Here is a 22,278-nt window from a genome sequence, read left to right as displayed (position 1 = left end):
GCGTCAGTCCTCGGTGATGCGGTCCAGGCGTTCCAGGGCCTGGGCGTACTCCTCGATCATCGCGTAGATCACGTCCTTGGTGGAGCGCACCTGGTTGGTGATGCCGATGATCTGCCCCGCCGGGAAGGTGGCCAGCTCCGAGACGTCCGAGCGGCCGATGCGGCGCAGGGCGTCGGAGACCAGCATGAACTGCATGGGCATCGGGAGCGTGCCGGGCGACTCCTGCGACTCCCAGGCGTCCGTCCACTCGTTCTTGAGCAACCTGGCGGGCTTGCCGGTCCAGCTGCGGGAGCGGACCGTGTCGCGGGAGGTGGCCTCCAGGATGCGCCGCTTGGCCATGGCGGGGGTGTCGGCCTCCTCGACGGTCAGCCAGAGGGAGCCGGTCCACACGCCCTCGGCGCCCAGGGCCATGCCGGCGGCCATCTGCCGGCCGTTGCCGATGCCGCCGGCCGCCAGCACCGGGACGTCGACCGCGTCCACGACCTGGGGGATGAGGACCATGGTGGAGATCTCGCCGGTGTGGCCGCCCGCCTCGGTGCCCTGCGCGACCACGAGGTCCACGCCGACCTCCACCTGCTTGAGCGCGTGGCGCGGGGTGGAGGCGAGGGCGGCCACCTTGACGCCGCGCGCGTGCGCCAGGTCGACGACGTCGGCGGGGGGCGGGCCGAGGGCGTTGGCCAGCAGCGCGATCGGGTGCCTGAGCGCGACCTCGACCTGCGGGCGGGCGGTGGCGTCCGTCCAGCCGAGCAGCACCCGGCCGGCGTCGGCGTCCTGCGACAGGGGCGGGACGCCGTGGGAGGCCAGCAGGTCCTCGACGAACTGCCGGTGCCCTTCGGGGATCATCCCCTGCAGGCGGCCGACGAGCTCCTCGGGAGCGAAGTCGGCGCCCTCGTAGGAGGCGGGCATGACGACGTCGACGCCGTAGGGCTTGCCGTCGACGTGGTCGTCGATCCACTTGAGCTCCAGTTCGAGCTCTTCCGGGGTGAAGTAGAGGGCGCCCAGGACGCCCATCCCGCCGGCCCGGCTGACCGCGGCGACCACGTCGCGGCAGTGGCTGAAGGCGAAGATCGGGAGCTCGATACCGAACATGTCAGTGACACGGGTCCGCATGGCCCGACGATAAGCCGCGGAACCGGCAAACTGCAACGCGTTCTACTCTAGAACCTTTGGTCGGTACGGCTCATGGAACATGTTCTAACGCGGCAGCCTGCGCCAGAGGGCGCGCGGCAGCAGCCTCATCACGCCGAACACCGGTCCGAGCGCGCGCGGCACCCACACGCTCGCCGAGCCGTCGCGCAGCGCCCGAACCGTGGCCAGCGCGACCTGCCGGGGCGTCGAGGGCAGCGGCGCGGGCGTGAGCCCCTCGGTCATCCGCCCGATCACGAAGCCCGGCCGCACGATCAGCACCCTCGCGCCGGAACCGTGCAGGGCGTCGCCGAGCCCCTGCGCGAACCCGTCGAGCCCCGCCTTGGCGGAGCCGTACACGAAGTTGGCCTTGCGCACCCGCGCGCCCGCGACGGAGGAGAGCACCACGAGCGTGCCGTGTCCCTGCTTGCGCAGCACACCTGCCGCGTGCAGGCCGACGGACACGTGAGCGCCGTAGTTGACCGCCACGTCCGCCACGGCCGTCGCCGGATCGGCGTCGTAGGCGGCCTGGGCGCCGAGCACGCCGAACGCCGAGATCACCACGTCGAGATCGCCGACCAGCTCCACGGCCCTGGTGAAGGCCGCCTCGTGCGAGGCGGGGTCCAGCGCGTCGAACGGCACGACGTGCACCTCGGCGCCGAGCTCCGGCGGCGGGTCGAGCTCGCCGCGCACGGCCAGCACCACCCGGCTCGCGCCCAGCCGCACCAGCAGCCGGACGATCTCCATGCCGATCTCGCTACGGCCGCCGAGCAGCAGCACGGTGTCGACCGCGCCCAGAGAGTTCTTCACAGTCCTAGTCTCCTGGCCAGGTCGGAGCGGAACAGGCCGGTGGGGTCGGCCTCGTCCCTGATCCGCCGCCATCGCCGAAGCCGGGGATACATCGCCGCCATCATGTCGGATCGCATCCGGGAGTCCTTGGCGAGGTAGACCCGCCCGCCGACCTCCGCGACCCGCTCGTCGAAGGCGCGCAGCAGGCCGCTCAGCCCGCGCTGGCCGGTGGGGATGTCCAGGGCCAGGGTCCAGCCCGGCATGGGGAACGACAGCAGCCCGCCGGCCTCGGGGCCGAACCTCTTGAGCACGGTCAGGAACGACACCGTGCCCCGGGCCGACAGCGTCCCGACGATCTGGCGCAGCGTCTCCTCCGCCCCGAAGGGCACCACGAACTGGTACTGCACGAAGCCTCGCGAGCCGTACACGCGGTTCCAGCCCTCGACGGCGTCGAGCGGATGGAAGAACGGCGCGATGCCCTGCACGACGGTCGCGCGCCGCGGCGCCCGCCGGTACCAGGCCTCGTTGAACGCCCGCACGCTCAGCCCGTTGAGCAGCCCGCCCGGCACCCAGGCGGGGGCCCGGACCAGCGAGCGGGGCGCGAAGGCGAGCGGTTCCTTCTCCCCCTCCCGGGTCGCGTGATCGCCTCTGGTGAGCACGCTGCGGCCCATCCGGCGGCCCCGGGCGAGCAGGTCGATCCAGGCGACGCTGTAGCGGTAGCGGTCGTCGCCGCCCGCCATGGCCGCCATCGTCTCGTCCAGATCGCCGGTCCGCTCCACGTCCACCCGCATCCGGGAGGTCTCGACGGGCACGCAGCCGAAGGTCGCCTCGGCGATCACCCCGGTCAGCCCCATCCCGCCCACGGTGGCCTGGAAGAGCGGGTCCTCGGGGCGCAGCGTGCGCGCGGTCCCTCCGGCGGTCACCAGCGTCAGCGAGCGGACGTGCGCGCCGAAGGAGGAGTCCCGGTGGTGGTTCTTGCCGTGGACGTCGGCCGCGATGGCGCCGCCGACGGTGACGTGCCTGGTGCCGGGGCTGACCGGGACGAACCAGCCTCGGGGCACCAGGCACGTCATCAGATCGTGCAGGCTCACCCCGCCGGAGGCGGTCACCTCGGCGCTGTCCTCGTCGAAGGTCCACGTGTCCAGGCCGGTGCAGTCGAGGACGAGGCCGCCGGAGTTCTGCGCGGCGTCGCCGTACGCCCTGCCGAGTCCACGGGCGACGACGCCGCGGCCCGGCGCGGCGGCGACCAACTCCGACAGCTCGGCGGTGTCGCGGGGTCGCGCGAGCACGGCCGGCGTGGGCGCGGTGCGCCCCCAGCCGGTCAGGAACGTCGTCATAGGTAGATTCCCAGAGCCACGAGCACGACCAGGATGGCGAGGAAGAGGAGCGTCGGCCGGTCACGCACCGCGAGCTCTTCCGGCTCCTCCCCGATCCCGCGTTCGACGAGCAGGTTGTGCCTGAGCACGAGCAGCAGGAACGGCACGATGCTGAGCGCGTAGAACAGGCTGTTGTGCGCGTTGAGCGCCCACAGACAGTACGTCACGATCATCGCGCCTGAGCACATGACCCTCACCTGGGCCAGGTAGGCGGGGGTGTAGGCGGCCAGCGTGGCACGCGTGCCGCCGGCGCCCTGGGCGCGCAGTTCGGCCTCGCGCTTGCCCGCCACCAGCTGCAGCGCGGCCAGCGACACCACCACCAGGAACCAGCCGGTCACCGGCACGTCCACGGCCACGGCGCCGGCATAGGCCCTGATCACGTGGCATCCGGCGACCGCGATCAGGTCCACGACCTCCTGATGCTTGAGCCACAGCGTGTACGACAGCGTCAGGACCAGGTAGCCGGCGACGACGGCGGGCGACTTCCAGTCACCGGTGAGCGCGGCGACGCCGGGCGCCAGGAGCATCAGCAGGACGCCTGTCACCCGGGCCAGCCGTACGGAGACCGCGCCGGAGGCGACCGCGCGCGCCCGCTTGCGCGGGTGCAGCCGGTCGGCCTCCACGTCGGCGGCGTCGTTGAGCAGGTACGTCCCGCTCGCGGCCAGGCAGAACGCGGCGAAGACGAGCAGTGCGGCCAGCAGGCTGCGCGGCTCGCCCAGCACCCCGGCGGCCAGGGGCGCGGCCAGGACCAGCACGTTCTTCAGCCACTGGCGTGGCCGGGCCGCCCTGACCAGACCCAGGACGGGCGTGGCCGGAACCGGCCGCGCCATGGTCCCGCCCTGGCTCATGCGACCTTGCGGCGCCGGAACATCCAGATGCCCACGACGATCAGGACGATGCCGACGATCAGCAGCACCAGCGGGATGGTGGTCTTGATCAGGGTGATCTGGCTCTTGCCCGACACGGCGCTGTCGACCAGTTCCTTGATGGTCTCGTCGGTCATCTTGGCGGTGGCGACGAAGGCCTTGGAGCGCTCGATGCCGTCCTGGCTCTTCAGCACCTCGTTGCGCTGCTGCTCCTGGCGGACCGGCGCGCCGGTGGCCGGCTCGATCCAGTAGGTGTTCGTGCCGGAGTACATGCGGTCGAGCTGCACGTCGCCCGACTCACCCATGCCGAACAGCACGGCGGGAACGTTGCGGGTCTCGGTCTTGGTCTCGGGCACGACCTGCACGAACTTGTAGGTGTCGATCCCGTTGACCTTCTCCTCGCCGACGAACTTGGCGTCGAACGCCTTGCCGACCGTGGAGTTGAAGACCGGGTACGTCCGCTTCTCGACGTCGAAGGGGAACTTGTAGATCTGTCCCTGGAGCTCGACCGGCTCCTTGTCGATGCTGACGCCGCAGCAGTTGAGGCCGACCCCGGAGCGCTTGTCGAAGGCGCTGCGCCGCTCGCTGAAGTCGATGCCCGGCTTGCCGTTGGTGACGTCGTTCACCGCGGTGAACTCGTCCCACACGACCCGGTCGCCCACGGCCTCCTTGACGTCGCCGCGGGTGGTGACGGTGATGTCGAGGTCGCCCGTCAGCACCTTGCCGTCCGGGATGCTGAAGTACTGTGCGCCGGTGGCCTGGAGCTTGCTGATCCCGTACTGGTCCGCCTTGGCGGCGATCAGGGCCGGCGCGACTTGGAAGCGCGTCAAGGGTGCCAGCACGATGAGAAAGGCCCCGACGGCGATGAGAACGCTTCCAACGACCCGGTTCATGGACCCTCCATGTGCAGGTGCACGGATGCCTTTTGGGTGATTAAGTACTGAAACAGAGTTCTACTCGCCGGTATGTTATTGCGGCCAGTGACCGACGTCACCAGGGATGCGGAAACGTGACCGAAACAGGTTCTACATTGTCGGGCAGGCCGGTCGTATCCGGCCACCAGACCTCCCTCGACGGCGTGCGCGCCATCGCCGCCTTCGCCGTGCTCGCCTTCCACGTGGCGATGGAGGCGGGGACCGCGCTGGAGCCCGGATTCCTGGGCGCCCTGCTCTCCAGGGGCGAGATCGGCGTGCCCATCTTCTTCACGCTGTCCGGATTGCTGCTCTACCGCCCCTGGGCGGCGGCCCTGCTGACCGGCTCCGCGCCTCCGGACACGCGCCGCTACCTGTGGAAGCGGTTCTTCCGCATCATCCCCGCCTACTGGCTGGTGGTCGCCGTGGCGCTGCTGCTGTGGGGCGGCGCGCACCGGGACGACCTGTGGACGTGGGCGCAGATGCTGTTCCTCGTGCACACCTACGACGTGAGCCCGTGGTGGTTCGGCCTCGGCCCGAAGGGGCTCGGCCAGATGTGGAGCCTGGCGGTCGAGCTGACGTTCTACCTCACGCTGCCGCTGATGGCGGCCGCGCTGCGCGCCTTCGCGCTGCGCGCCGGACCGGACATCGGGGCCAGGGCCAAGCGCTTGCTGATCGGCCTGGCCGTCTTCGGCGCCCTCTCGTACGTGTACACGATCTTCGAGTACTTCCCTGAGTACCGGCCGTGGATGAACGTGTGGCTGCCGCGCTCGTGGACGTTCTTCGTGCCGGGAATGGCGCTGGCGGTCCTGACGGTCTGGGCCAGGGCCGAGGAGGGCCGCGCGCGCCGCCTGAGCGCCGCTCTCGCGTCCTCCTGGGGGGCGCTGTGGCTGATCGCCGCGCTGGCCTACGCGATCGCCGCCACCCCGGTCACGGGGCCGCGGTTCGTCGGCCTGGGCGGCATCTGGACCGCGCTGTACGAGCAACTGCTCTACACCGTGATCGCCTTCTGCCTCGTCGCGCCCGCCGCCCTGGAGCCGGAGCGGCCGACCCAGGTCCGCCGGTTGCTCGGCGGGCGCGTCATGAGCTATCTGGGCCAGATCTCCTACGGCGTCTTCCTCTGGCAGTTCGTGGTCCTCTACCTCTGGTACGACTTCACCGGTCAGAAACCGTGGACCGGCAACCTGGTCCTCAACCTGGTCGCGGTCACGGCCATCACCGTGCTTCTGGCTCATTTCACCTACCGCCATCTGGAAGAGCCCGCGAGAAGGCTGATCCGCCTCATCCCTCAGAACGCCGGAGGGACCGGCCCCGGCTCGCCGAAGGCCACGGCCCTCAGGCAGAACCCCTGACCCTGGTCGCCGGCCGCGGTGATCCGCATCCCCTTGCCCTGTCCGTCGTGCGGCACGTAGTAAAGCGCCCCCATGACGGACGTCGCGGGCAGGGTCGCCGCCCGCTGCGTCCCGCCCAGGTCCACCACGACCCGCACCGGCCGCGGGCTGACGTAGGCCATGGCCACCACCATGCTCGGGTCGCCGAAGGACTCGACCGGGAACACCTTGGTCGCCGGGTAGCACTTCTTGCCCTCCATCCCGTCGAAGAAGGGGACCACCCGCCCGACGGGCACCAGCTTGCCCGTGTCGTCGAAGACGTACGGCTTGGCCGACGGCCGCGGGTTGCGCATCCGGTGCCTGATCTCCTGGCCCGCCAGGGGCGCCAGCACGTAGGCGCTCAGCCGGCGCGAGCCGTTCCAGGGCAGCACGATGTGCGGCGGCACGGGACGCGAGTAGATGTCGACGTCGGGAGCCGCCCTGGCCAGCGAGTCCCGCGCGGCCTCCATGTAGGTCCTGATCCGCTCGCCGCTGAGCGTGTCGCCGAAGGAGTTGATCGAGACCAGCGAGGCGACCAGGAAGGCGGCGGTCAGGGCGCCACCGGCCAGCGACAGCGTGCCGGGCACCGGCCTGCGCTCCGTGTCGGTCTCCCCCTGGACCGTCATCACCGCGAGCGCCAGGCAGAGGGCGAAGACGACCGCGGCGTCGGCGACATAGCGGGTCTCGGCGCCGATCAGGTCCCACTGGGTCGCCCGCGCGATCACGGTCGGCACCGTGTCCGCCACGATGACGTAGGCCGCCAGGATCGCCCACGCCCGCCAGGCCCGCCTGCGGTAGAGGCAGGTGAGCACGACCAGCGCCGCGATCACCAGCCAGGAGACGATCACCGTGAGCGTCTCCGGATCGGCGAGCCCGCCGGTGGGGGTGACGCCGCCCCAGCGTAACGGCCCGCCGACGGCCCCGGTGGGGAAGGTCTCCCCCAGCAGCCTCCTGACCAGGCCGGGAACCACGTCGGCCTTCGGCCCGGTCAACGCGTCGTCGCCGGCGCTGTCGCGCCGCAGCAGGTAGAGCACCGCGTATCCGGCCAGGAGCAGGCCGTGCGCCCACCAGACGGGCCGGCGCAGCTCGGCCAGTGTCGACCTGAGCCAGGATCCCCTGCCCAGATACGCACTGGTGACGCCGAGGACCACGAAGGGGATGAACACCCCCTTGGTGGAGAAGGCCATACCGACGGCGGCCCAGATCAGGGCGTGCCAGCGGCCCTTCCCCGTCTGGACGTACCTGACGTGCGCCGCGAGCGCGCCGACGAGCGCGAGCTGGAGCGGCACCGCGTTGAGCGCGGCCGACCACCAGCTCATCGCGGGCACGGTGAGCGGCGCGAAGGCGTAGACCGCCAGCACGGCCAGCACCCCGAAGCGGTCGCCGAACAGGCGCCGCAGGAGCAGCAGGAACATGATCGAGGCCGCCGCCTGCAGCGCGATCGTCACGGCCGCGACCAGCGCCCAGCTGTAGGGCGCGAACGACGTGATCAGCCACACCAGGGCGAGCGCCCCGGGCATGAGGTGGCCCTTGTGCACCCTGGTCAGGTAGTCCCAGGTGAGGCCGCTGTCTCCGGCCGCCGCCACGAACAGGAAGTCGTCCTCGACGAAGTAGGCCTTGCTGAGGACGCTCGCCTTGAAGGCCAGCGAGACCAGGATGAGCAGCAGGCCGACACCGGTGACCTGCCCTTTCCCGAACGCGGGCAGCGTGATCTGGAAGGTCTCCGTACGCTTGCCGTCTTCAGCCATCGACGTCTCCTTCACCTGCAGTAAGCTCCGCGCCGTGGACACTCCTGAACCGTTCCGAGCGGATCTGCGTAGGTCCGTTCGGTTGCTGCGCGCCTTCCGCCTGGAGCAGACCGACCCCGACTTCTTCTACGGAACCCTGGCCGGGGACACGGTGTCCCAGCTGGCCACCTACACCGACCTGGCGGGCGCCACCGTCGTCGACGTCGGCGGCGGCCCGGGCTACTTCGCCGACGCGCTGCGGGAGGCCGGGGCGCGGACCGTCTGCGTGGACTGCGACGCCGGGGAGATGCGCCTGCGCGACGGCGAGGCGCCCCGGGACGCGGTGCTGGGCAGCGCGCTGGACCTCCCGCTCGCCACGGGCTCGGTCGACGTGTGCTTCTCGTCCAATGTGCTGGAGCATGTGCCGGATCCGCTCCGGATGGCGGACGAGATGGTCCGGGTCACCCGGCCCGGCGGGATCGTCTACCTGTCGTACACGATCTGGTTGTCTCCGTGGGGAGGCCATGAGACCTCTCCGTGGCACTACCTCGGCGGCCGTCGCGCCGCCCTGCGCTACGAGCGCAGGCACGGCAAGCCGCCCAAGAACGTCTACGGCGAGAGCATGTACGCCGTCGGGGTCGCCAGGCCGCTGGCCTGGGCGCGGGCCCGTCGCGATGTGGAGATCCTGGACTCGATTCCCCGCTACCATCCTCGCTGGGCCCGGCATGTCGTCCACCTACCTGGCATCCGCGAGCTGGTGACCTGGAACCTGCTCCTGGTCCTGCGCCGCAGGTGAGCGGCGCCGCGCGAGCCAGAGGGCGGCCACCAGGCAGCCGCCGCCGAGCAGCCCGCCGCCCACCGGCACCACCCTGTCCACCAGCAGGAACCAGCGCCGGTAGAAGGCCGCGGTCTCCAGTGCGGCGATGACGTCGCCCTCCGAGGTGCGGAAGACGGCGTCGAGGCCGGTCAGGCGGGCGCTCCCGTCGGCCGTGGTCAGCGTCTCCGTCACCCGGTCCTCGGTCCTGATGGGCTGACCGCTGACCGGTTCGACCCAGAACGTCCGCCGGATCTCGGCGTGCCGGGCCACGCCGACGTCGCCGCCGCCCGGCAGTCCGAGCAGGCTGCGCGGCAACGGCGCGGCCTCGCCCGGGACCAGCTGCCGGGGCGTGCGCTGGACGTAGCGGTAGATCTCCACCCCGCGCACCTGCTCCACCCCGTCGAACGACGCCGTCACGGGCCTGCGCAGCCGCAGGTCGAACAGCTGGTAGTCGCGGCGCCCCGCCTGGAAGGGCCAGCGGAAGGCCTGTCCGGACTGCTTGATCCTGGTGTCCTCGTCCAGATACTCGCCGCAGCAGTTGACGATGGCGCCCGTGTGGCGGTCGAAGGCCAGGCGCCGCTCGTGATAGTCCAGCCGCTGGTCGTCCGCCGTGGCCACGGAGACGGACTCGCCCCACACCGCGTGCCCGGCGCCGCCCGCCAGCACGTCCCCGATCAGCCACCGGGTCTGGGACAGGGATCCCACCTTGACCTCCATGGTGGCCGGATCCAGGTAGGTGGCGGACTCCGCGACCGAGGTGGTCATGCTCTGCTGTTCCAGCGGCGCCTTGAGCACCTGGTCGTACACGTGCAGGCGCATCAGCGGGATGAGGGTCAGCAGGAAGGCTCCGGCACCGGCCAGGACCATGGCCAGGCTCCTGCGGCTGATGTTCACGGCTGTGGCACCGCCTGTCCGGGGGTCACGGCGCCGACGCACACGCCCGCGGGCACGTCGGGCACGACGATGCGGTCGGCGCCGGGCACGGCGAGCATGAAGATCTGTCCCATGCCCGCCCGGAGTTCCACGTCGACGGGCCGATCGGCCATCCACAGGGTGACCTTGACGTCCGATCGCGCGGCGTACCCCAGGCGGACCAGCGTCCCCTCCACGCGCTCGACCGAGTTGGCCAGCGGCACCGTCACGGTCCCGCCGGTCACCGGCCAGCACCCGTCCTGCGTCCGCGGCTGGAGCGGCACCCCGGCCACCTCCACCGGCCGCAGGCGACCCCGGTCGTCGAAGACCATGCCGGCCAGGGCCGCGGGCGGCGCCTGCATCCTGGCCCTGAGCTCCGGGGTGGCCATGGCCCCCAGCACCCTGGAGGTCAGGCTGTAGTCCTGGTAGCCGCCGGGCACCACGTCGGGCGGCGCGACCCTGTCGTAGATCACGGTGCCGGCGGCGACCTTCGCCAGCTCCGCGCGCGCCGTCTCGATGTAGCCGTGCCGCCGGTCCGAGCCCAGATAGCTGCCGAAGATCGTCACCGAGACCAGCGACGCGCCCACGAACACGCCGAACACCACGCCGCAGGCCCCCGTCACGCGCTCGGTGGCGGGCAGGGCTCTCCGGTACGGCTCCGCCTCGCCGGGAAGCGGCAGCAGCACGAGCCCGACGACCAGGGCGATCACCGGGGCCGCGTCGGCGACGTACCGCGTGTCCGTGCCGGCGAACGAGCCGAGCAGGTGGACCCGGCCCCATAGGACGGGCAGCGCGTCGGCGACGACGACGTAGCCGAGCAGCAGCGTCCAGGCGAGCACGGCACGCCTGCGGTAGCGGCCGGTCACCGCCACCAGGACCACGATGGCCACGAGCGAGAGGATCACCGCCGCAGGCGGCGGCGAGGCGACCCCCCAGTCGCCGCCCGCGAACCACTTCCACGGCCCGCCGAGCACCGTGGTGGCGAAGGTCCTGCCGAGCAGCTCCCACAGGAAGCCCGCGGCCTGCTCGAAGACGGGCAGGCCGCCGGTGTTGGGCGCCGAGAGCGACCGCTGCACGTAGAGCGCGCCGAAGGCGGCCAGCACGCCCAGGTACATCAGCCAGGCCGTCCGATAGCGCCGCAGGGCGGTCCTGAGCCCGCCGAAGTAGACCGCCGTCAGGGCGAACAGCACCAGCGGCACCGCGAACCCCTTGATGAACCCGAGCAGCCCGAACAGCACCCACAGCGCCGCGGCCACGGCGTGCCGCAGCCTGCCCGTGCGCAGGTGGTGCCAGTGCGAGGCCACGGCCATCGGCAGGGCGATCTGCAGCAGGACCGTGTTGAGCGCCGCCGCCCACCAGGCGAGGGCCGGCACGGTGATCGGCGCGAGCAGGAAGACCACGAGCGGAGCGAGGATCGCCGCCCGGTTGCCGAAGACGACGCGCAGCATGCGGTAGACCGCCAGGGCGGCGAGCGCGTGCAGGATCAGCACGCCGCCTGCCGCGACCCCCCACCCGTACGGCTCCAGCCTGGACGAGAACCAGGCCAGCAGGAAGCCGCCGGGCATGAACTGGCCGAAGTGGAGCCGGGTCAGATAGTCGAAGGACAGCTCGTGCTCCATGGCCCTGGCCACGAACTCGAAGTCGTCCTCCTTGAAGTAGGCGTGCTGGACGATCGCCGCCTTCCACGCCATGGCCGCCCCGATGAACGCCAGGGCGGCCAGCAGGACGCCGTGGCGCCGCACCCCGCGCCGCAGCGCGCCGGCGACCTTCGCCATCGGCGCCGGGATGTCGATCACGATCCCGCCGCGGGCCTGCCTGCTCGTCTGGGTCATCGGACACTCGTCATGGTCGGGCCGCCCGCGGCGACGGGGACGGATGGCCTGAGCTGTTCCACAGGCCGCCGCCGTGCTGCCACCTCGACGGACAGCTGCGCCAGGAGGGGCAGGCAGAGGACCTGCGACCCCAGGCCGCCCGTGCCCACCGCCAGCCACGCCGCGGCGATCAGGTAGAGGCAGATGCCGGTGTACGGCCCGGACAGCAGGCGCAGCAGGCGCCCGCGCGTCCCGGAGCGCAGGTGCTCGGCGTCACGCAGCGGGCGGAGCCAGGCTCCCAGCAGGAAGGTGGCGCCGACCACGGCCGCGCCGACCACCCCGCCGACCCAGAAGCCCAGCACGGCGGTGAAGGGCATGACGAAGCCCGCGCGCAGCCTGGCGGGCTCGCACCGCGCCAGGCGCAGCGCCGATCGGCGATCCCGCACCAGCGCCAGCAGGACGACGAGCAGCGCGAGCGCGCCGCCGGCCGCCAGTCCGGCGCGGTAGGGCTCGTCGGGCACGTAGGTGAGGGTCACGGTGCCCGCGGTGTACGCGGGCACGAACCAGGCCTGCCGCCAGCCGTCCAACCGGACCGGCTGGAGTTCGGCGACTCCCAGCGTGGCCCGCCAGCCCTCGTTGAAGTTCTCGTTGACGACCAGGTAGGAGTCGCCGGTGACGTTGACCTTGACCACGCGCTCGCCGGCTTCCCAGGAGTCCACGGAAACCTCGCGCATCCTGGCCGGCGCGGGCGCGGGCCCGTCTCCCCCGGCGCGTCGGACGAGCGCGGACTCGATGCGGTAGGAGTCCCCGGGCGGCACGGACAGCCGGCTCTGGCCCTCCGCCATGAGGAGCCGCTCGCAGGTCTCGAACGTCACCGGCCTGCCGGTGACCACGTCGTGCAGCGTGCCCTGGGTGACCTTCGTCCGCACGCTCCGGCCGTCGACGGTGAGGGTCGGGCCGAAGCCGCAGGGCAGCCTGAGCGGGAAGGCGGTCAGCGCGCCGAGCCGGCTCACTCCCGGGATGGCGATGTCGCTGATCTCGATGGGCCGCCCGCCCGACACCCCGAACTCCAGCTGGATCTTCCTGGCCGCCATGGCGGGGAAGTCGATGAGCCCGTCCTTGCCGACCCAGCTCTGCCTGACCCCGCCTTCGGCCCGGATCGTCACCCGGATGGGCGGAGCGCCGAGGTAGGAGTCGGGAGTGATCACCCGCAGCCTGGACAGCTTGATCCGGCGGGCGAGCTCCACGGTCAGCGTGGGGCGCGGATCCAGCGGATCGGCGAACCAGACGGTCTTCGGGACTCCGTCGAACGCCCACCGCCCGCCCGCCGCGCCGTGCGCGACCGCCGTCGACGACGCCGTGACGCTCAGCGGATCGCCGGGCAGCGCACTGAGTCTCTCGATGGCGGCGCGATCGGTGAGCACCGCACGGCCGGAGACGGTGTAGTCGCCGCCCTTCCTGGTGGTGAAGGTCCGGTCGAAGCCGTTGCCGTCGTCGCCGAGGACCTCGTGGCCCTTCGAGCAGCTCCACGTGAGCGAGCCGCGGACGCATCCGGCCACGTCGCCCGTCCTGGTGAGGGCGATGGGGGCGGGCTCCTCCGGCGGGCCGGCGGGGTCGGGCACGATGATCGAGCGGCCGGGGTCGACGCCGGGCACGGTCAGCTCGTTGATCCCGACGCGGCTGCCGAGCTCGCTCTTGTAGGCCGTCCCGGTGACCTTCACCCGCAGCCGGGTGGTGGCGCCCTTCGGCAGCGTGAGCTCCTGCGGCTCGGCGCTCGGGCGCACGCTCTGGCGGAGGGCGCCGGCGTCGGTCCGCACCTCCACCTCGGTGGGCGGCGGGCCGATGGGCGCGGTCTCGAAGGACACCTTGACCGTGGCCGGCTGGACGGGCTCGGTGAAGGCGACCTCCAGCCATTCGCCCATGGCGCCGTTCCAACCGGTGGAGCGCCAGCTGGTGCGCAGGTCGCCGTCGAGTGCGGCGAAGGGCTGGTGGCCCTGCTCCCTGGCGGTGGACGAGGCGGTGACGTCCGCCTCGGAGGAGGATGCCGTGACTCCCTCGATCCCGGTGTAGCCGGCCGTGGCGAGATATCTCTCCCAGCCGGCGTCGAGCAGGTCGTTCGACGGCGAGTTGCCTCGGAACGGCTCGTCCGCGGTGAGCGTGGCGCTGGCTCCGCGCCGCAGGTCGGAGAAGGCGACCTCCCGGCGGCGCAGGGTGTCGGTCAGCACCGTGTCATCGGCGGACACCTCCACCGCGCCGTCGTCGTCGTTGAGCAGGACCGGCCGGTCGTCGTCCAGGAGGCCCTGTTCGGCCAGGTCGAGCACGGCCTCCGGGGCGCCGCCCACGCGCAGCGGCCGGTCGGCCTCGACGGTGCCGACGAGCGGCGCTGCTCCCGACACCCTGAAGATCTCGATCGCGGGGTACGGCTGGTCCACCCAGGCGGCGGCCCTGCCGTGCTGGCCGATCCCCACGCCGGGCCCGAACCGGGTCACCAGCGAGATGCCGGGCGAGTCCTCCAGCGCCTGGTGCACGCGGGCCGGCCAGGCGGTGCCGAGGGTCGCCCGGTCCAGGTCGTTACGGACCACCAGGTACGTCACCCCGATGCGGCGCAGCGTGACAGCGAGTCCCGCCGAGCCCTCGCCGGAGGACAGGCGCTCGTCGATGGCCGCCATCAGCCGCGAGCCGCCGGCCGATCCCCAGGGCACGATGGTGTGGGTGGCCCAGCGGGCCTGCGAGAGCGGCTGCAGCGGCTCGTCGAGCGGGCGGCCCCACAGATACTCCCCGCGCTTGGCGCCGGGTACGGCCAGCACCATCCCGTCTCCGGCGTTGCGCCCGAGCCAGGTGATGGCCTGCTTCCAGTAGTCCGGGATCGCGGTGAACCCGCCGGCCGGCGCCAGTCCCGCGTACAGGATGGGCAGGCTCGACAGCGTCACCAGCCCGGCCGCGGCGACGGTCAGGTGCTGTCGCCAGCCGAGCCGTACCAGGTGGAGCAGACCGGCGACGCCGAGCGCCACGGGCAGCCGGATCAGCGCGTCGAACTTGTGCAGGTTGCGGAAGGCCGCGAGAGGGCCGTCCAGCAGGTCGGTCATGAACTGCGCGTGCGGCGTCCCGGGGTGGCCGGTGGTGATGATGATGACGCCGCACAGCAGGCTGATCAGCAGGAACGACCGCTCGGGCATCCCACGGCGGGCCAGGCCCGCGCAGCCGAGCGCGGTGACGGCCGCGGTGACCACGATCAGCCAGGGCGCCGTCGACTGCTGGTGGGCGTCCGGGAGCCAGACCTGCCCGTCCACGGACAGGAAGCTGAGCCAGCTCGACGTGCCGCGCAGGGCGTTGACCAGCGAGGTGACGCCGGTCGTCGCGCTGGCCGTCTCGATGAAGGGCAGGAAGGAGAAGATGTAGCGGCCCAGCGTCAGCAGCGGGACGGCCCACCACAGCGACGCCACGACGATGAGCGGCAGCCACCACATGATCAGCCGGCGTTTGACCGGCCCGCCCCGCCTGGTCAGCAGATAGAGCATCGGGACGACGAGGACGGCGAGCTCCGCCACGGCGTTGACCCCGCCGCAGAAGAGGAAGGCGAGCGCGGACAGGGCGGCGGCCCGTCTCGGCGACAGCTCCCGGTTGGCGCCCTTGACCAGCGGTAGAACGATCCACGGCAGCACCGCGCTGGGCAGGAACTCCGAGGAGTTGATGCCGATCAGCGCCTGCGCGTGCGGCGCGAGCGCGTACACGAATCCGGCCAGGATCCGGGTGAGCGGGCTCCCGACGCCGAAGGCGCGGGCGAGCTGGACCACGCCGAGGAAGGCGGTGCACAGCACCAGCGCCATCCACAACCGCTGGACGGTCCAGGACTCCATGCCCAGGTTGAGGCCGATGGCGTAGAAGGGGCCCATCGGGAAGAGGTAGCCGTAGGCCTGGTTCTGCAGATGGCCGAAGTAGGCGCCGTCCCACAGGTGCAGCGCCCTGCCGAGGAAGCCGAGCGGATTGACCGCCATGTCGAGCTTGGTCTCGGGGATGATCTTCTCGGTCGAGGTGTTGAACGCTATGGCACCGAGCAGGAGGCAGGCCGCGATCAGTCGCAGTCTGTGCCTGATCCGTGTCTCGTAGCTCTCAGCCTTGGACTCCGCGAACTCTCCCCTGAGCCCAGGCGAGGCATCGGTCACTTATAGGCTCCGCCGCCGTCTTGGAGTTTCGTCACGATAAGTTCGGTTATGTTAGCCCCAGTTCGGGCCCAGGTAAATTCGCGGGCCCACGCCCGGCACGCCTCGGCCACCTCCGCCCGGCGGCGCGGCGACTCCAGCTCGGCCAGCGCGCGTTCGACGACGTCGGCCAGCTTCTCTCCGTCTCGCACCAGCCACCCGGTGACGCCGTCACGGACCGAGTCACGCAGCCCCGCCACGTCGTAGGCCACCGTCGGCACCCCGAGCGCGGCCGCCTCCAGCACGGTCAGCCCCCAGCCCTCGAACTCGGACGCCGTCACGTTCAGCCGTGCGGCGCCGAGCAGCGCGACCTTGCGCGCCTCGGGGACGAATCCGTGCAGCCGGACGCGGCCGTCGAGCCCGCCGCGCGCGATCCGCCTGGCCAGCGACTCGCGCTCCGGCCCGCGCCCGATGATGTGCACCGCCAGCCGGGGCCAGGATCCGGCCAGCTCGCCGGCCAGGTCCACGACCCGGTCGATGCGCTTGTGCCCGACCAGCCGGCCGGTGTAGACGATCACCGGATCGCCCCGGACCTCCACCGGCGCCACCTTCGCGGGCACCACGCAGCCGTTGGGCACGATGGTGACCGGCCCGAGCCAGCGCAGCTTTCCGAGCAGCTCGGCCCGGGAGGACTCCGAGACGGTGATCGTCACGCAGCGGCGGTAGAGCAGGCGGGCGACGGACCCCTCGAGGAAGCAGCCCAACACGGCCAGCCAGCGCGGCAGGAAGGCGTCGAACTGCCGGTCGTGGACGTGGTGCACGAGGCAGAGCACCCGCGTGCGGCGGCTGACCACGAGCGGCGAGAAGAACGGGATGCCGTTCATCGTGTCGATCACGGCGTCGAAGCGGCGCCGGTGGAACAGCAGCCAGAGCGGCACCAGCAGGTAGACCAGGTAGGCGTTGCCCATCCTGCGCAGACCGATGCCCTCGCGGGTCTCCGCGTGGCGCTGCCCGCGCTGCCGGCCGGTCACGAACATGACCGAGGCCCCCTGGCTCAGCAGGAAGCGGCTGACCTGCCAGGCGTACTCCTCGGCGCCGCCCGCGGTCGTCTGCTGGGGTTCGCGGAAGTTGAGCATCGCGATCCGCACGCCGGCGAGCGGCTGGTCCCCGCCGGCGCCGGGGCGCCGCTCCGGCGCGACGGTCCGTGCTGTGTCCGCATGCTCACCGGCAAAGACCACCATCACTCCTCATCAGCGAGCATGCGGGCATGGCGAAGCCACGCCTCGTACTCAGCTGGCATGGCTTCGTCAGGCGGGAAGGGGTTACCTGGTGCCGTAGTTGTAGAGCGGCTGGTTCGCCGGGGTCGGCACGGGAGACGCGACGTTGACCACTGCTACGGAAGCTCCTACCGCCAGCAGAGCTCCGATGGCCAAGGCCGCGAGGATTCGCACCACAGAGCACTCCCTCACATCGGTACGCAGTGCAGTGGACCGAGACTAGAACGTGTTCCGGCTCGAATCCATAGCTTTCGTCAAACCGTGATGAAATAAGTTACCCTCCGGTACTTGATGAAAGGGCCGGTCAGCGCCGCAGTAGAACCAGGTCGGAGCCCTTGTAGACGGTCGTCCAGCCGGTGGGCCCAGACGGGAACCGGTTCTCGGTGCCGCTCAGGAGGACGTACCTCACGCCGAGTCGCGCGGCGTAGCCGGGCGTGTCCATGAGCTCGCCCGCGCGGCGGTTGAGCGGATCCTCGCCCCGCACCTGCAGCCGCCTGCCGTCCGGCAGCCCGACCAGCAGCGTGTCATCCCAGATCACCCGGCGCTCGAAGAGCTTGGTCGCCGGATCGAGCACGACCCGGCCGCCGTTCCAGGCGAAAGCCCGGTGCGCCCCCCAGGGCAGCGACAGCAGCGCGCCGGGAGCCGGATCCGCGTTGACGATCCGCTGCACGGCCCGCCAGTCCGGCGGGTACTCGACCGCCGCCAGCCGGCCGAAGGCGCCGAAGGCGAAGGTGGGCAGCACCAGCACCGGCGCCAGCACCCCGACCACGGCGGGCACGCCGGACCTCAGGACGGACGCCAGGCCCACCGCCGTCAGCAGGACCAGCGGAGCCAGATAGACCTGCCCGTCACGTAGCGGCCCGAACCCCGGCCACAGCCCGATGAGCCACTTGAGCGGGCCGGGCGCGAACGCGCCGAGGCAGGCGACGAAGAACCCCAGCCCGGCCGCCACGGCCAGGCCGCTCCACCAGTCCGGCCGGTCCCGCGAGGCGCGCAGCCGCACATAACCGAAGACGCCCACGGCCACCAGGAGCAGCCGCACGGTCGCCGGCCACCACGCCTCCTGCCCCGGCAGCCCCGCCTCGGCGCTCCAGATCCCGCCGAGAGACAGCAGGCTGCCCAGCACGCCGAAGGGCCCGTCGGCGCGGGCCGCGAACGCGTCCACCCCCGCCGGATCCGTCACCGCGCCGGAGGTGAGGGCGGGGATCAGCCAGGGCAGGCTGAGCGCGGCCAGGGTCAGCGCCACCACCGGCACCCTGCGCCGGGCGATGGCGATCGGCATCAGGGTGAGCGCCGACACGAGCATCGCCTGGAAACCACCGACCGCCGCGGGAAGCAGCGCCAGGGCGAGCCTGGTCCACGGCAGGGTGGTGGCCCGCACCGCCCACGGCAGGCCGGCCACGCCGAGCAGCAGCGCCCATTGTCCGAGCATGAGCCGCTGGGCGAGATAGAGGTTCCAGGCGTAGAAGGCGGCGGCGACCAGCCGCGCGAGCCGGCGCTCCGGCGGCACCAGCGCCGCAGCCCCGCTCGCGGCCAGCACGAAGATCCCCGCCAGGAACCCCTTCTGCACGAGCTCCGGCGGCAGCACCCGCGACAGCAGCGCCACGACCAGATCGCTGGGGACGGCGCGGGGGAACCCTCCGGTGTCGGGCAGGAGCGGCGGGTCGGGCACGAAGAGCAGGTCGTACCGGAGCACGAACCCCCACGCCAGGGCAGGCCCGAGCGCCAGCACCGCCAGGCCCGCGCCCAGGAGCGCGGGCCACAGCCGCCGCACGACGCCCACCGAAGTCACCCCCTGTCCCGGAGGTCTCCGGGCACAGGGAGACTAACGGCCCGCCGGCACTACTTGCCCGGCTCCGGGTCCCGGGGCAGTCCGAGCATGCGCTCGGCGATGATGTTGAGCTGCACCTCCGTGGTGCCGCCGTAGATGGTCATCGCCCGGGTGGCGAGCACCGCCCTGTTCCAGTAGCCGGCGTCGCCGAGCTTCATGTCGGCGGCCACCACGGCCTGGGCGCCGAGCAGGCTCACCGCGGTCTCGGAGACATGCTGGGCGTGGGAGGTGGACAGCAGCTTGCGCACCGAGGCGTCGGCGCCCGGCTCGGAGCCGGCGAGCTGCTTGAGCGTCACCCGCAGCGACAGCGCGTTGATCGAGTGGCCCTCGCAGATGACCCCCGCGACCTCGTGCGCCTCCACCGGGGTGAGGTCGTGGCCGCGCCGGCCGACCAGGCCGAGAAGGTCGGACACGGAGGATCCGGTGCCGCCCGAGCCGGACGACAGCGAAACGCGCTCGTTGGACAGCGTGTTGCGGGCGACCTTCCAGCCGTCGCCGACCTCGCCCACGACCAGGTCGTCGGGGACGAACACGTCATCCAGGAAGACCTCGTTGAACAGGTTCTCGCCGGTCATCTCGGTCAGCGGCCGGACGGTGACGCCGGGGCCCTTCATGTTGACGAGGAAGTAGGTGATCCCCTCGTGCTTGGAACCCTCGGAGGAGTTGCGGGCGATGCAGATGCCCCACTCCGCGAAGTGCGCGACGGAGGTCCAGATCTTCTGGCCGTTGAGCTTCCAGCCGCCCTCGATCTTCTCCGCCTTCATCTGCAGCGCGGCCAGGTCGGAGCCGGCGCCGGGCTCGGAGAACAGCTGGCACCAGATCATCTCGCCGCTGAGGGTCTTGGGCAGGAAGCGCTCCTGCTGCTCGGGCGTGCCGTAGGCGGCGATGGACGGCACCACCCAGGCGCCGATGATCATCTGGGGCAGCCTGACCTTGGCGGCCTTGAGCTCCTGCGCGATCAGCACCTGCTCCAGCGGCGTGGCGCCCCGGCCCCAGGGCTTGGGCAGGTGGGACATGACGAAGCCGCGCGAGGCCAGGGCCCGCTTCTGCTCCTGCCCCTCCAGGGCGGCGATCTCCGCGATCTCCGCGCGGAGCGCCTCCCGCAGCGCCTCGGCGTCCTCGGGCAGGTCGATCTCCATCTCCCGGCTGACGCCCTGCAGGGCGAGCTCGGTGACCCGGGCCGCCCACTCGCTGGAGGAGCCGAGCAGCGCGCGCAGGGTGAGCGCGCGCCGGTAGTAGAGGTGGACGTCGTGCTCGAAGGTGTAGCCGATGCCACCGAAGGTCTGGATCGCGTCCTTGGCGCACTGCACGGCCGCGTCGGGGGCCATCACCCCGGCGATCGCGGCGGCGTAGTCCAGCTCCTTGCCGGCGGCGCGGGTGGCGTCCCACACGGTGGCGCGGGCCTGCTCCAGCGCGACCAGCATGCGCGACAGCTTGTGCTTGATGCCCTGGAACTGGCCGATCGGCCGGCCGAACTGCACCCGTACCTTGGCGTAGTCGGAGGCGGCGGTGACACACCACGAGGCGACGCCCGCGGCCTCCGCGCCGAGCAGGATGGCGGCCAGGTTGCGCACGTCGGAGCCGGCGACCCCGTCGAGGACCCGCTCGGCGGGCACGGTCACGTCCGTCAGCTCCACCTTGGCCACGGCCCTGGTGACATCCAGCGACTTGACCGGGCTGACGGTGACGGCGGAGGCGTCGACGGCGATCCACTCCTCGCCGTCGGCGGTGCTGACCGGCAGCACCAGCACGTCGGCCAGGCCGCCGCCGAGCACCGTCTCGACCGTGCCGGAGACGACCAGGGAGCCGTCGTTCGCGCGGGTGCCGGTGAGGGCGCCGGTGAGGGCGAGCGCGCCGGTGAGGCTGCCGTCGGCCAGGCCGGGCAGCAGCTCGTGGTGCTTGGACGCGTGGATGACCGCGCTGGCGAGCACGGTGGGCACGTACGGCCCGGGGGCGATCCGCTCGGCCAGCGCCTCGATGGCCACCGCGGCCTCCAGCAGCCCGTAGCCGGAACCGCCCGACTCCTCGGGCAGGTGCAGGCCGAGCAGCCCCTGCTCGGCGAGGCCGGCCCAGAACGCGGGCCGCTCGTCCGCCGCGGAGCGCAGCAGCTCGGCGGGGATGTTCCGCTCGGCCCAGCCGCTCACGGACTCGCGGAGCGCCTCGTGCTCCTCGCTCAAACCGATGGCCATGTGCTCATCCTCCAGGCAGGTCCCGATCAATGCCAGAACCATATTCTAGAGCATGCTTCTGGCCTAGAGTGGACGGACTTTTGTGACCAGGGTGTTCAGATCCACCCAGTGAGCCTTGCCGCTCTCCGGGATCGACGCCATCAGCATGGCCGGTTTGGTCTTGCCCACCTCCAGGACCGACACCATGGCCTGGCCCTGCCGCTGCTCGCCTGCTTGGGTGTAGCCGACCTCGAAGCCGAGCGTCCACCCCTTGCCCACCGGCGTCTTCTGCGAGCCGGTCCAGGTCAGCGTGGCGCCCTTGGGATACTGCGTGCGCAGCGTCCAGCGCGCCGCCAGCACCGCGACCGCGCGGTAGTCGGCGTCCGTCGACGGCTTGGCCGCCGGATCGTCGCCGGGCAGCATGGCCGAGGCGATCACCGTGTGCGGGACCGCCACCTTGCCGGAGCGCTGCGCGACCGAGAACGGCGGGAACGACTTGGCCACCCACGGCTTGCCCAGCCGGGGATAGCTGATGCCGCTGTTGTCGTCGGTGATCGTCCCGATCGCGGCGCTGGCCTTGCCGGACAGCTTGGGGAACGCCTTCTTCGCGGGCGCCGCCGGCAGCGCGGCCCCGCTCGGGGAGGCGCTCGCCGAGCCGGACACCGCGCCGGACGCCGAGGGGACCGGCGCGACCGGCACCACCTGATCGGTCTCGGGCTGGTGGGGCACATCGCCGGAGAAGATCACGAACACCAGCAGGACGGCCAGCACGGTCGCGAGGATGGTGCCCAGCAGGTAGACGACCTTGATGGGGATGTCGCCGATCCGGCTGAGCAGCCCACCCCGGGGAGGCGGCGGCGGCAGCGGGGGCAGTGGGGGCGAAGGCGGGAGCGGCCGCACGGGCTCGGATTGCCGCCCCGGAGGCGCGGAGCCCGGCCGTTGCCCGGGATCCGGGGCCGGGGGCTGCGCGGACGCTCCGGTCGGCGCCCTGCGGAAGCTGATCGTCTCATCCGTCGGCGGCAGGACGATCTTGCGGAAGGGAGCGGTGGGAGCATCGTTGGTGTGGTTCTGGTCGCCGACGTCCGCCATGGGTCGAGGCTACGTCACCCAGGCGCGGGATATTTCCGCTATTCCCCCTGCAGAACTTAATTCTGTAGTG

General features: G+C 71.8%; 16 protein-coding genes. 2 read left to right on the top strand and 14 right to left on the bottom strand.

Going from position 1 to position 22,278, the window contains the following annotated elements:
• Positions 1 to 3: 3 nt before the first annotated feature.
• The 5 genes from V5E28_RS16935 to V5E28_RS16915 form a co-directional block, all read right to left on the bottom strand.
• Entirely contained in the window at positions 4 to 1,110 is a 1,107-nt protein-coding gene (locus V5E28_RS16935; RefSeq protein ID WP_336207867.1) for an NAD(P)H-dependent flavin oxidoreductase, read from the bottom strand.
• Positions 1,111 to 1,194: 84 nt separating this feature from the next.
• Positions 1,195 to 1,935, bottom strand: coding sequence for an SDR family NAD(P)-dependent oxidoreductase (locus V5E28_RS16930; protein ID WP_336207866.1), 741 nt, complete (start codon positions 1,933 to 1,935; stop codon positions 1,195 to 1,197).
• Positions 1,932 to 3,251 carry an FAD-binding oxidoreductase gene (locus tag V5E28_RS16925; protein ID WP_336207865.1) on the bottom strand — a complete coding sequence of 440 codons (1,320 nt, stop codon included), beginning with the start codon at positions 3,249 to 3,251 and terminating at the stop codon, positions 1,932 to 1,934. Before V5E28_RS16925 ends, V5E28_RS16930 begins: the two co-directional genes overlap by 4 nt.
• Positions 3,248 to 4,138, bottom strand: a complete 891-nt coding sequence (locus V5E28_RS16920) for a decaprenyl-phosphate phosphoribosyltransferase (RefSeq protein ID WP_336207864.1) — start codon at positions 4,136 to 4,138, stop codon at positions 3,248 to 3,250. The genes V5E28_RS16925 and V5E28_RS16920 overlap by 4 nt, the downstream gene beginning before the upstream one ends.
• Positions 4,135 to 5,049: a DUF3068 domain-containing protein gene (locus tag V5E28_RS16915; RefSeq protein WP_336207863.1), complete on the bottom strand. Its 915-nt coding sequence runs from the start codon at positions 5,047 to 5,049 to the stop codon at positions 4,135 to 4,137. Before V5E28_RS16915 ends, V5E28_RS16920 begins: the two co-directional genes overlap by 4 nt.
• Before the next feature lie 116 nt (positions 5,050 to 5,165).
• Between V5E28_RS16915 and V5E28_RS16910 the strand changes: the two genes are divergently transcribed.
• Positions 5,166 to 6,419, top strand: a complete 1,254-nt coding sequence (locus V5E28_RS16910) for an acyltransferase family protein (protein ID WP_336207862.1) — start codon at positions 5,166 to 5,168, stop codon at positions 6,417 to 6,419.
• Here V5E28_RS16910 and V5E28_RS16905 read toward each other — a convergent pair.
• Positions 6,356 to 8,185, bottom strand: coding sequence for an ArnT family glycosyltransferase (locus V5E28_RS16905; RefSeq protein ID WP_336207861.1), 1,830 nt, complete (start codon positions 8,183 to 8,185; stop codon positions 6,356 to 6,358). The two genes, V5E28_RS16910 and V5E28_RS16905, sit on opposite strands and share 64 nt — an antisense overlap.
• 34 nt (positions 8,186 to 8,219) lie before the next feature.
• Here V5E28_RS16905 and V5E28_RS16900 point away from each other — a divergent pair, with 34 nt between their 5' ends.
• A complete protein-coding gene (locus tag V5E28_RS16900; RefSeq protein ID WP_336207860.1) occupies positions 8,220 to 8,960 on the top strand; it encodes a class I SAM-dependent methyltransferase in 741 nt (246 codons plus the stop codon).
• Here the strand turns inward: V5E28_RS16900 and V5E28_RS16895 are convergent.
• The 8 genes from V5E28_RS16895 to V5E28_RS16860 all read right to left on the bottom strand — a co-directional run bounded on the left by V5E28_RS16895 (position 8,901) and on the right by V5E28_RS16860 (position 22,208).
• Positions 8,901 to 9,875 carry a DUF3068 domain-containing protein gene (locus V5E28_RS16895; protein ID WP_336207859.1) on the bottom strand — a complete coding sequence of 325 codons (975 nt, stop codon included), beginning with the start codon at positions 9,873 to 9,875 and terminating at the stop codon, positions 8,901 to 8,903. The genes V5E28_RS16900 and V5E28_RS16895 overlap by 60 nt on opposite strands.
• Positions 9,872 to 11,725, bottom strand: a complete 1,854-nt coding sequence (locus V5E28_RS16890; RefSeq protein WP_336207858.1) for a hypothetical protein — start codon at positions 11,723 to 11,725, stop codon at positions 9,872 to 9,874. The genes V5E28_RS16895 and V5E28_RS16890 overlap by 4 nt, the downstream gene beginning before the upstream one ends.
• Complete coding sequence (locus V5E28_RS16885; RefSeq protein ID WP_336207857.1) at positions 11,722 to 15,867, bottom strand: alpha-(1->3)-arabinofuranosyltransferase; 4,146 nt, start codon at positions 15,865 to 15,867, stop codon at positions 11,722 to 11,724. Before V5E28_RS16885 ends, V5E28_RS16890 begins: the two co-directional genes overlap by 4 nt.
• Positions 15,864 to 17,084, bottom strand: a complete 1,221-nt coding sequence (locus V5E28_RS16880) for a glycosyltransferase family 4 protein (RefSeq protein ID WP_336207856.1) — start codon at positions 17,082 to 17,084, stop codon at positions 15,864 to 15,866. The genes V5E28_RS16885 and V5E28_RS16880 overlap by 4 nt, the downstream gene beginning before the upstream one ends.
• An 81-nt stretch (positions 17,085 to 17,165) precedes the next feature.
• Positions 17,166 to 17,297, bottom strand: coding sequence for a hypothetical protein (locus tag V5E28_RS16875; protein WP_336207855.1), 132 nt, complete (start codon positions 17,295 to 17,297; stop codon positions 17,166 to 17,168).
• 127 nt (positions 17,298 to 17,424) lie between these two features.
• A complete protein-coding gene (locus V5E28_RS16870; RefSeq protein WP_336207854.1) occupies positions 17,425 to 18,903 on the bottom strand; it encodes a hypothetical protein in 1,479 nt (492 codons plus the stop codon).
• Positions 18,904 to 18,962: 59 nt separating this feature from the next.
• Positions 18,963 to 21,140: an acyl-CoA dehydrogenase gene (locus tag V5E28_RS16865; protein ID WP_336207853.1), complete on the bottom strand. Its 2,178-nt coding sequence runs from the start codon at positions 21,138 to 21,140 to the stop codon at positions 18,963 to 18,965.
• A 63-nt stretch (positions 21,141 to 21,203) separates the two neighbouring features.
• Complete coding sequence (locus V5E28_RS16860; RefSeq protein WP_336207852.1) at positions 21,204 to 22,208, bottom strand: hypothetical protein; 1,005 nt, start codon at positions 22,206 to 22,208, stop codon at positions 21,204 to 21,206.
• Positions 22,209 to 22,278 lie beyond the last annotated feature (70 nt).

Source organism: Nonomuraea sp. LPB2021202275-12-8 (genome assembly GCF_037044575.1).
In the GTDB taxonomy this organism is placed as follows: domain Bacteria; phylum Actinomycetota; class Actinomycetes; order Streptosporangiales; family Streptosporangiaceae; genus Nonomuraea.
This window is presented reverse-complemented; position numbering and strand designations above follow the sequence as displayed.

Coding starts and splice junctions, on each gene's coding strand:
- V5E28_RS16935 (WP_336207867.1), bottom strand. CDS start 1,110: ATGCGGACCCGTGTCACTGACATGTTCGGTATCGAGCTCCCGATCTTC.
- V5E28_RS16925 (WP_336207865.1), bottom strand. CDS start 3,251: ATGACGACGTTCCTGACCGGCTGGGGGCGCACCGCGCCCACGCCGGCC.
- V5E28_RS16920 (WP_336207864.1), bottom strand. CDS start 4,138: ATGAGCCAGGGCGGGACCATGGCGCGGCCGGTTCCGGCCACGCCCGTC.
- V5E28_RS16915 (WP_336207863.1), bottom strand. CDS start 5,049: ATGAACCGGGTCGTTGGAAGCGTTCTCATCGCCGTCGGGGCCTTTCTC.
- V5E28_RS16905 (WP_336207861.1), bottom strand. CDS start 8,185: ATGGCTGAAGACGGCAAGCGTACGGAGACCTTCCAGATCACGCTGCCC.
- V5E28_RS16890 (WP_336207858.1), bottom strand. CDS start 11,725: ATGACCCAGACGAGCAGGCAGGCCCGCGGCGGGATCGTGATCGACATC.
- V5E28_RS16880 (WP_336207856.1), bottom strand. CDS start 17,084: ATGGTGGTCTTTGCCGGTGAGCATGCGGACACAGCACGGACCGTCGCG.
- V5E28_RS16865 (WP_336207853.1), bottom strand. CDS start 21,140: ATGGCCATCGGTTTGAGCGAGGAGCACGAGGCGCTCCGCGAGTCCGTG.
- V5E28_RS16860 (WP_336207852.1), bottom strand. CDS start 22,208: ATGGCGGACGTCGGCGACCAGAACCACACCAACGATGCTCCCACCGCT.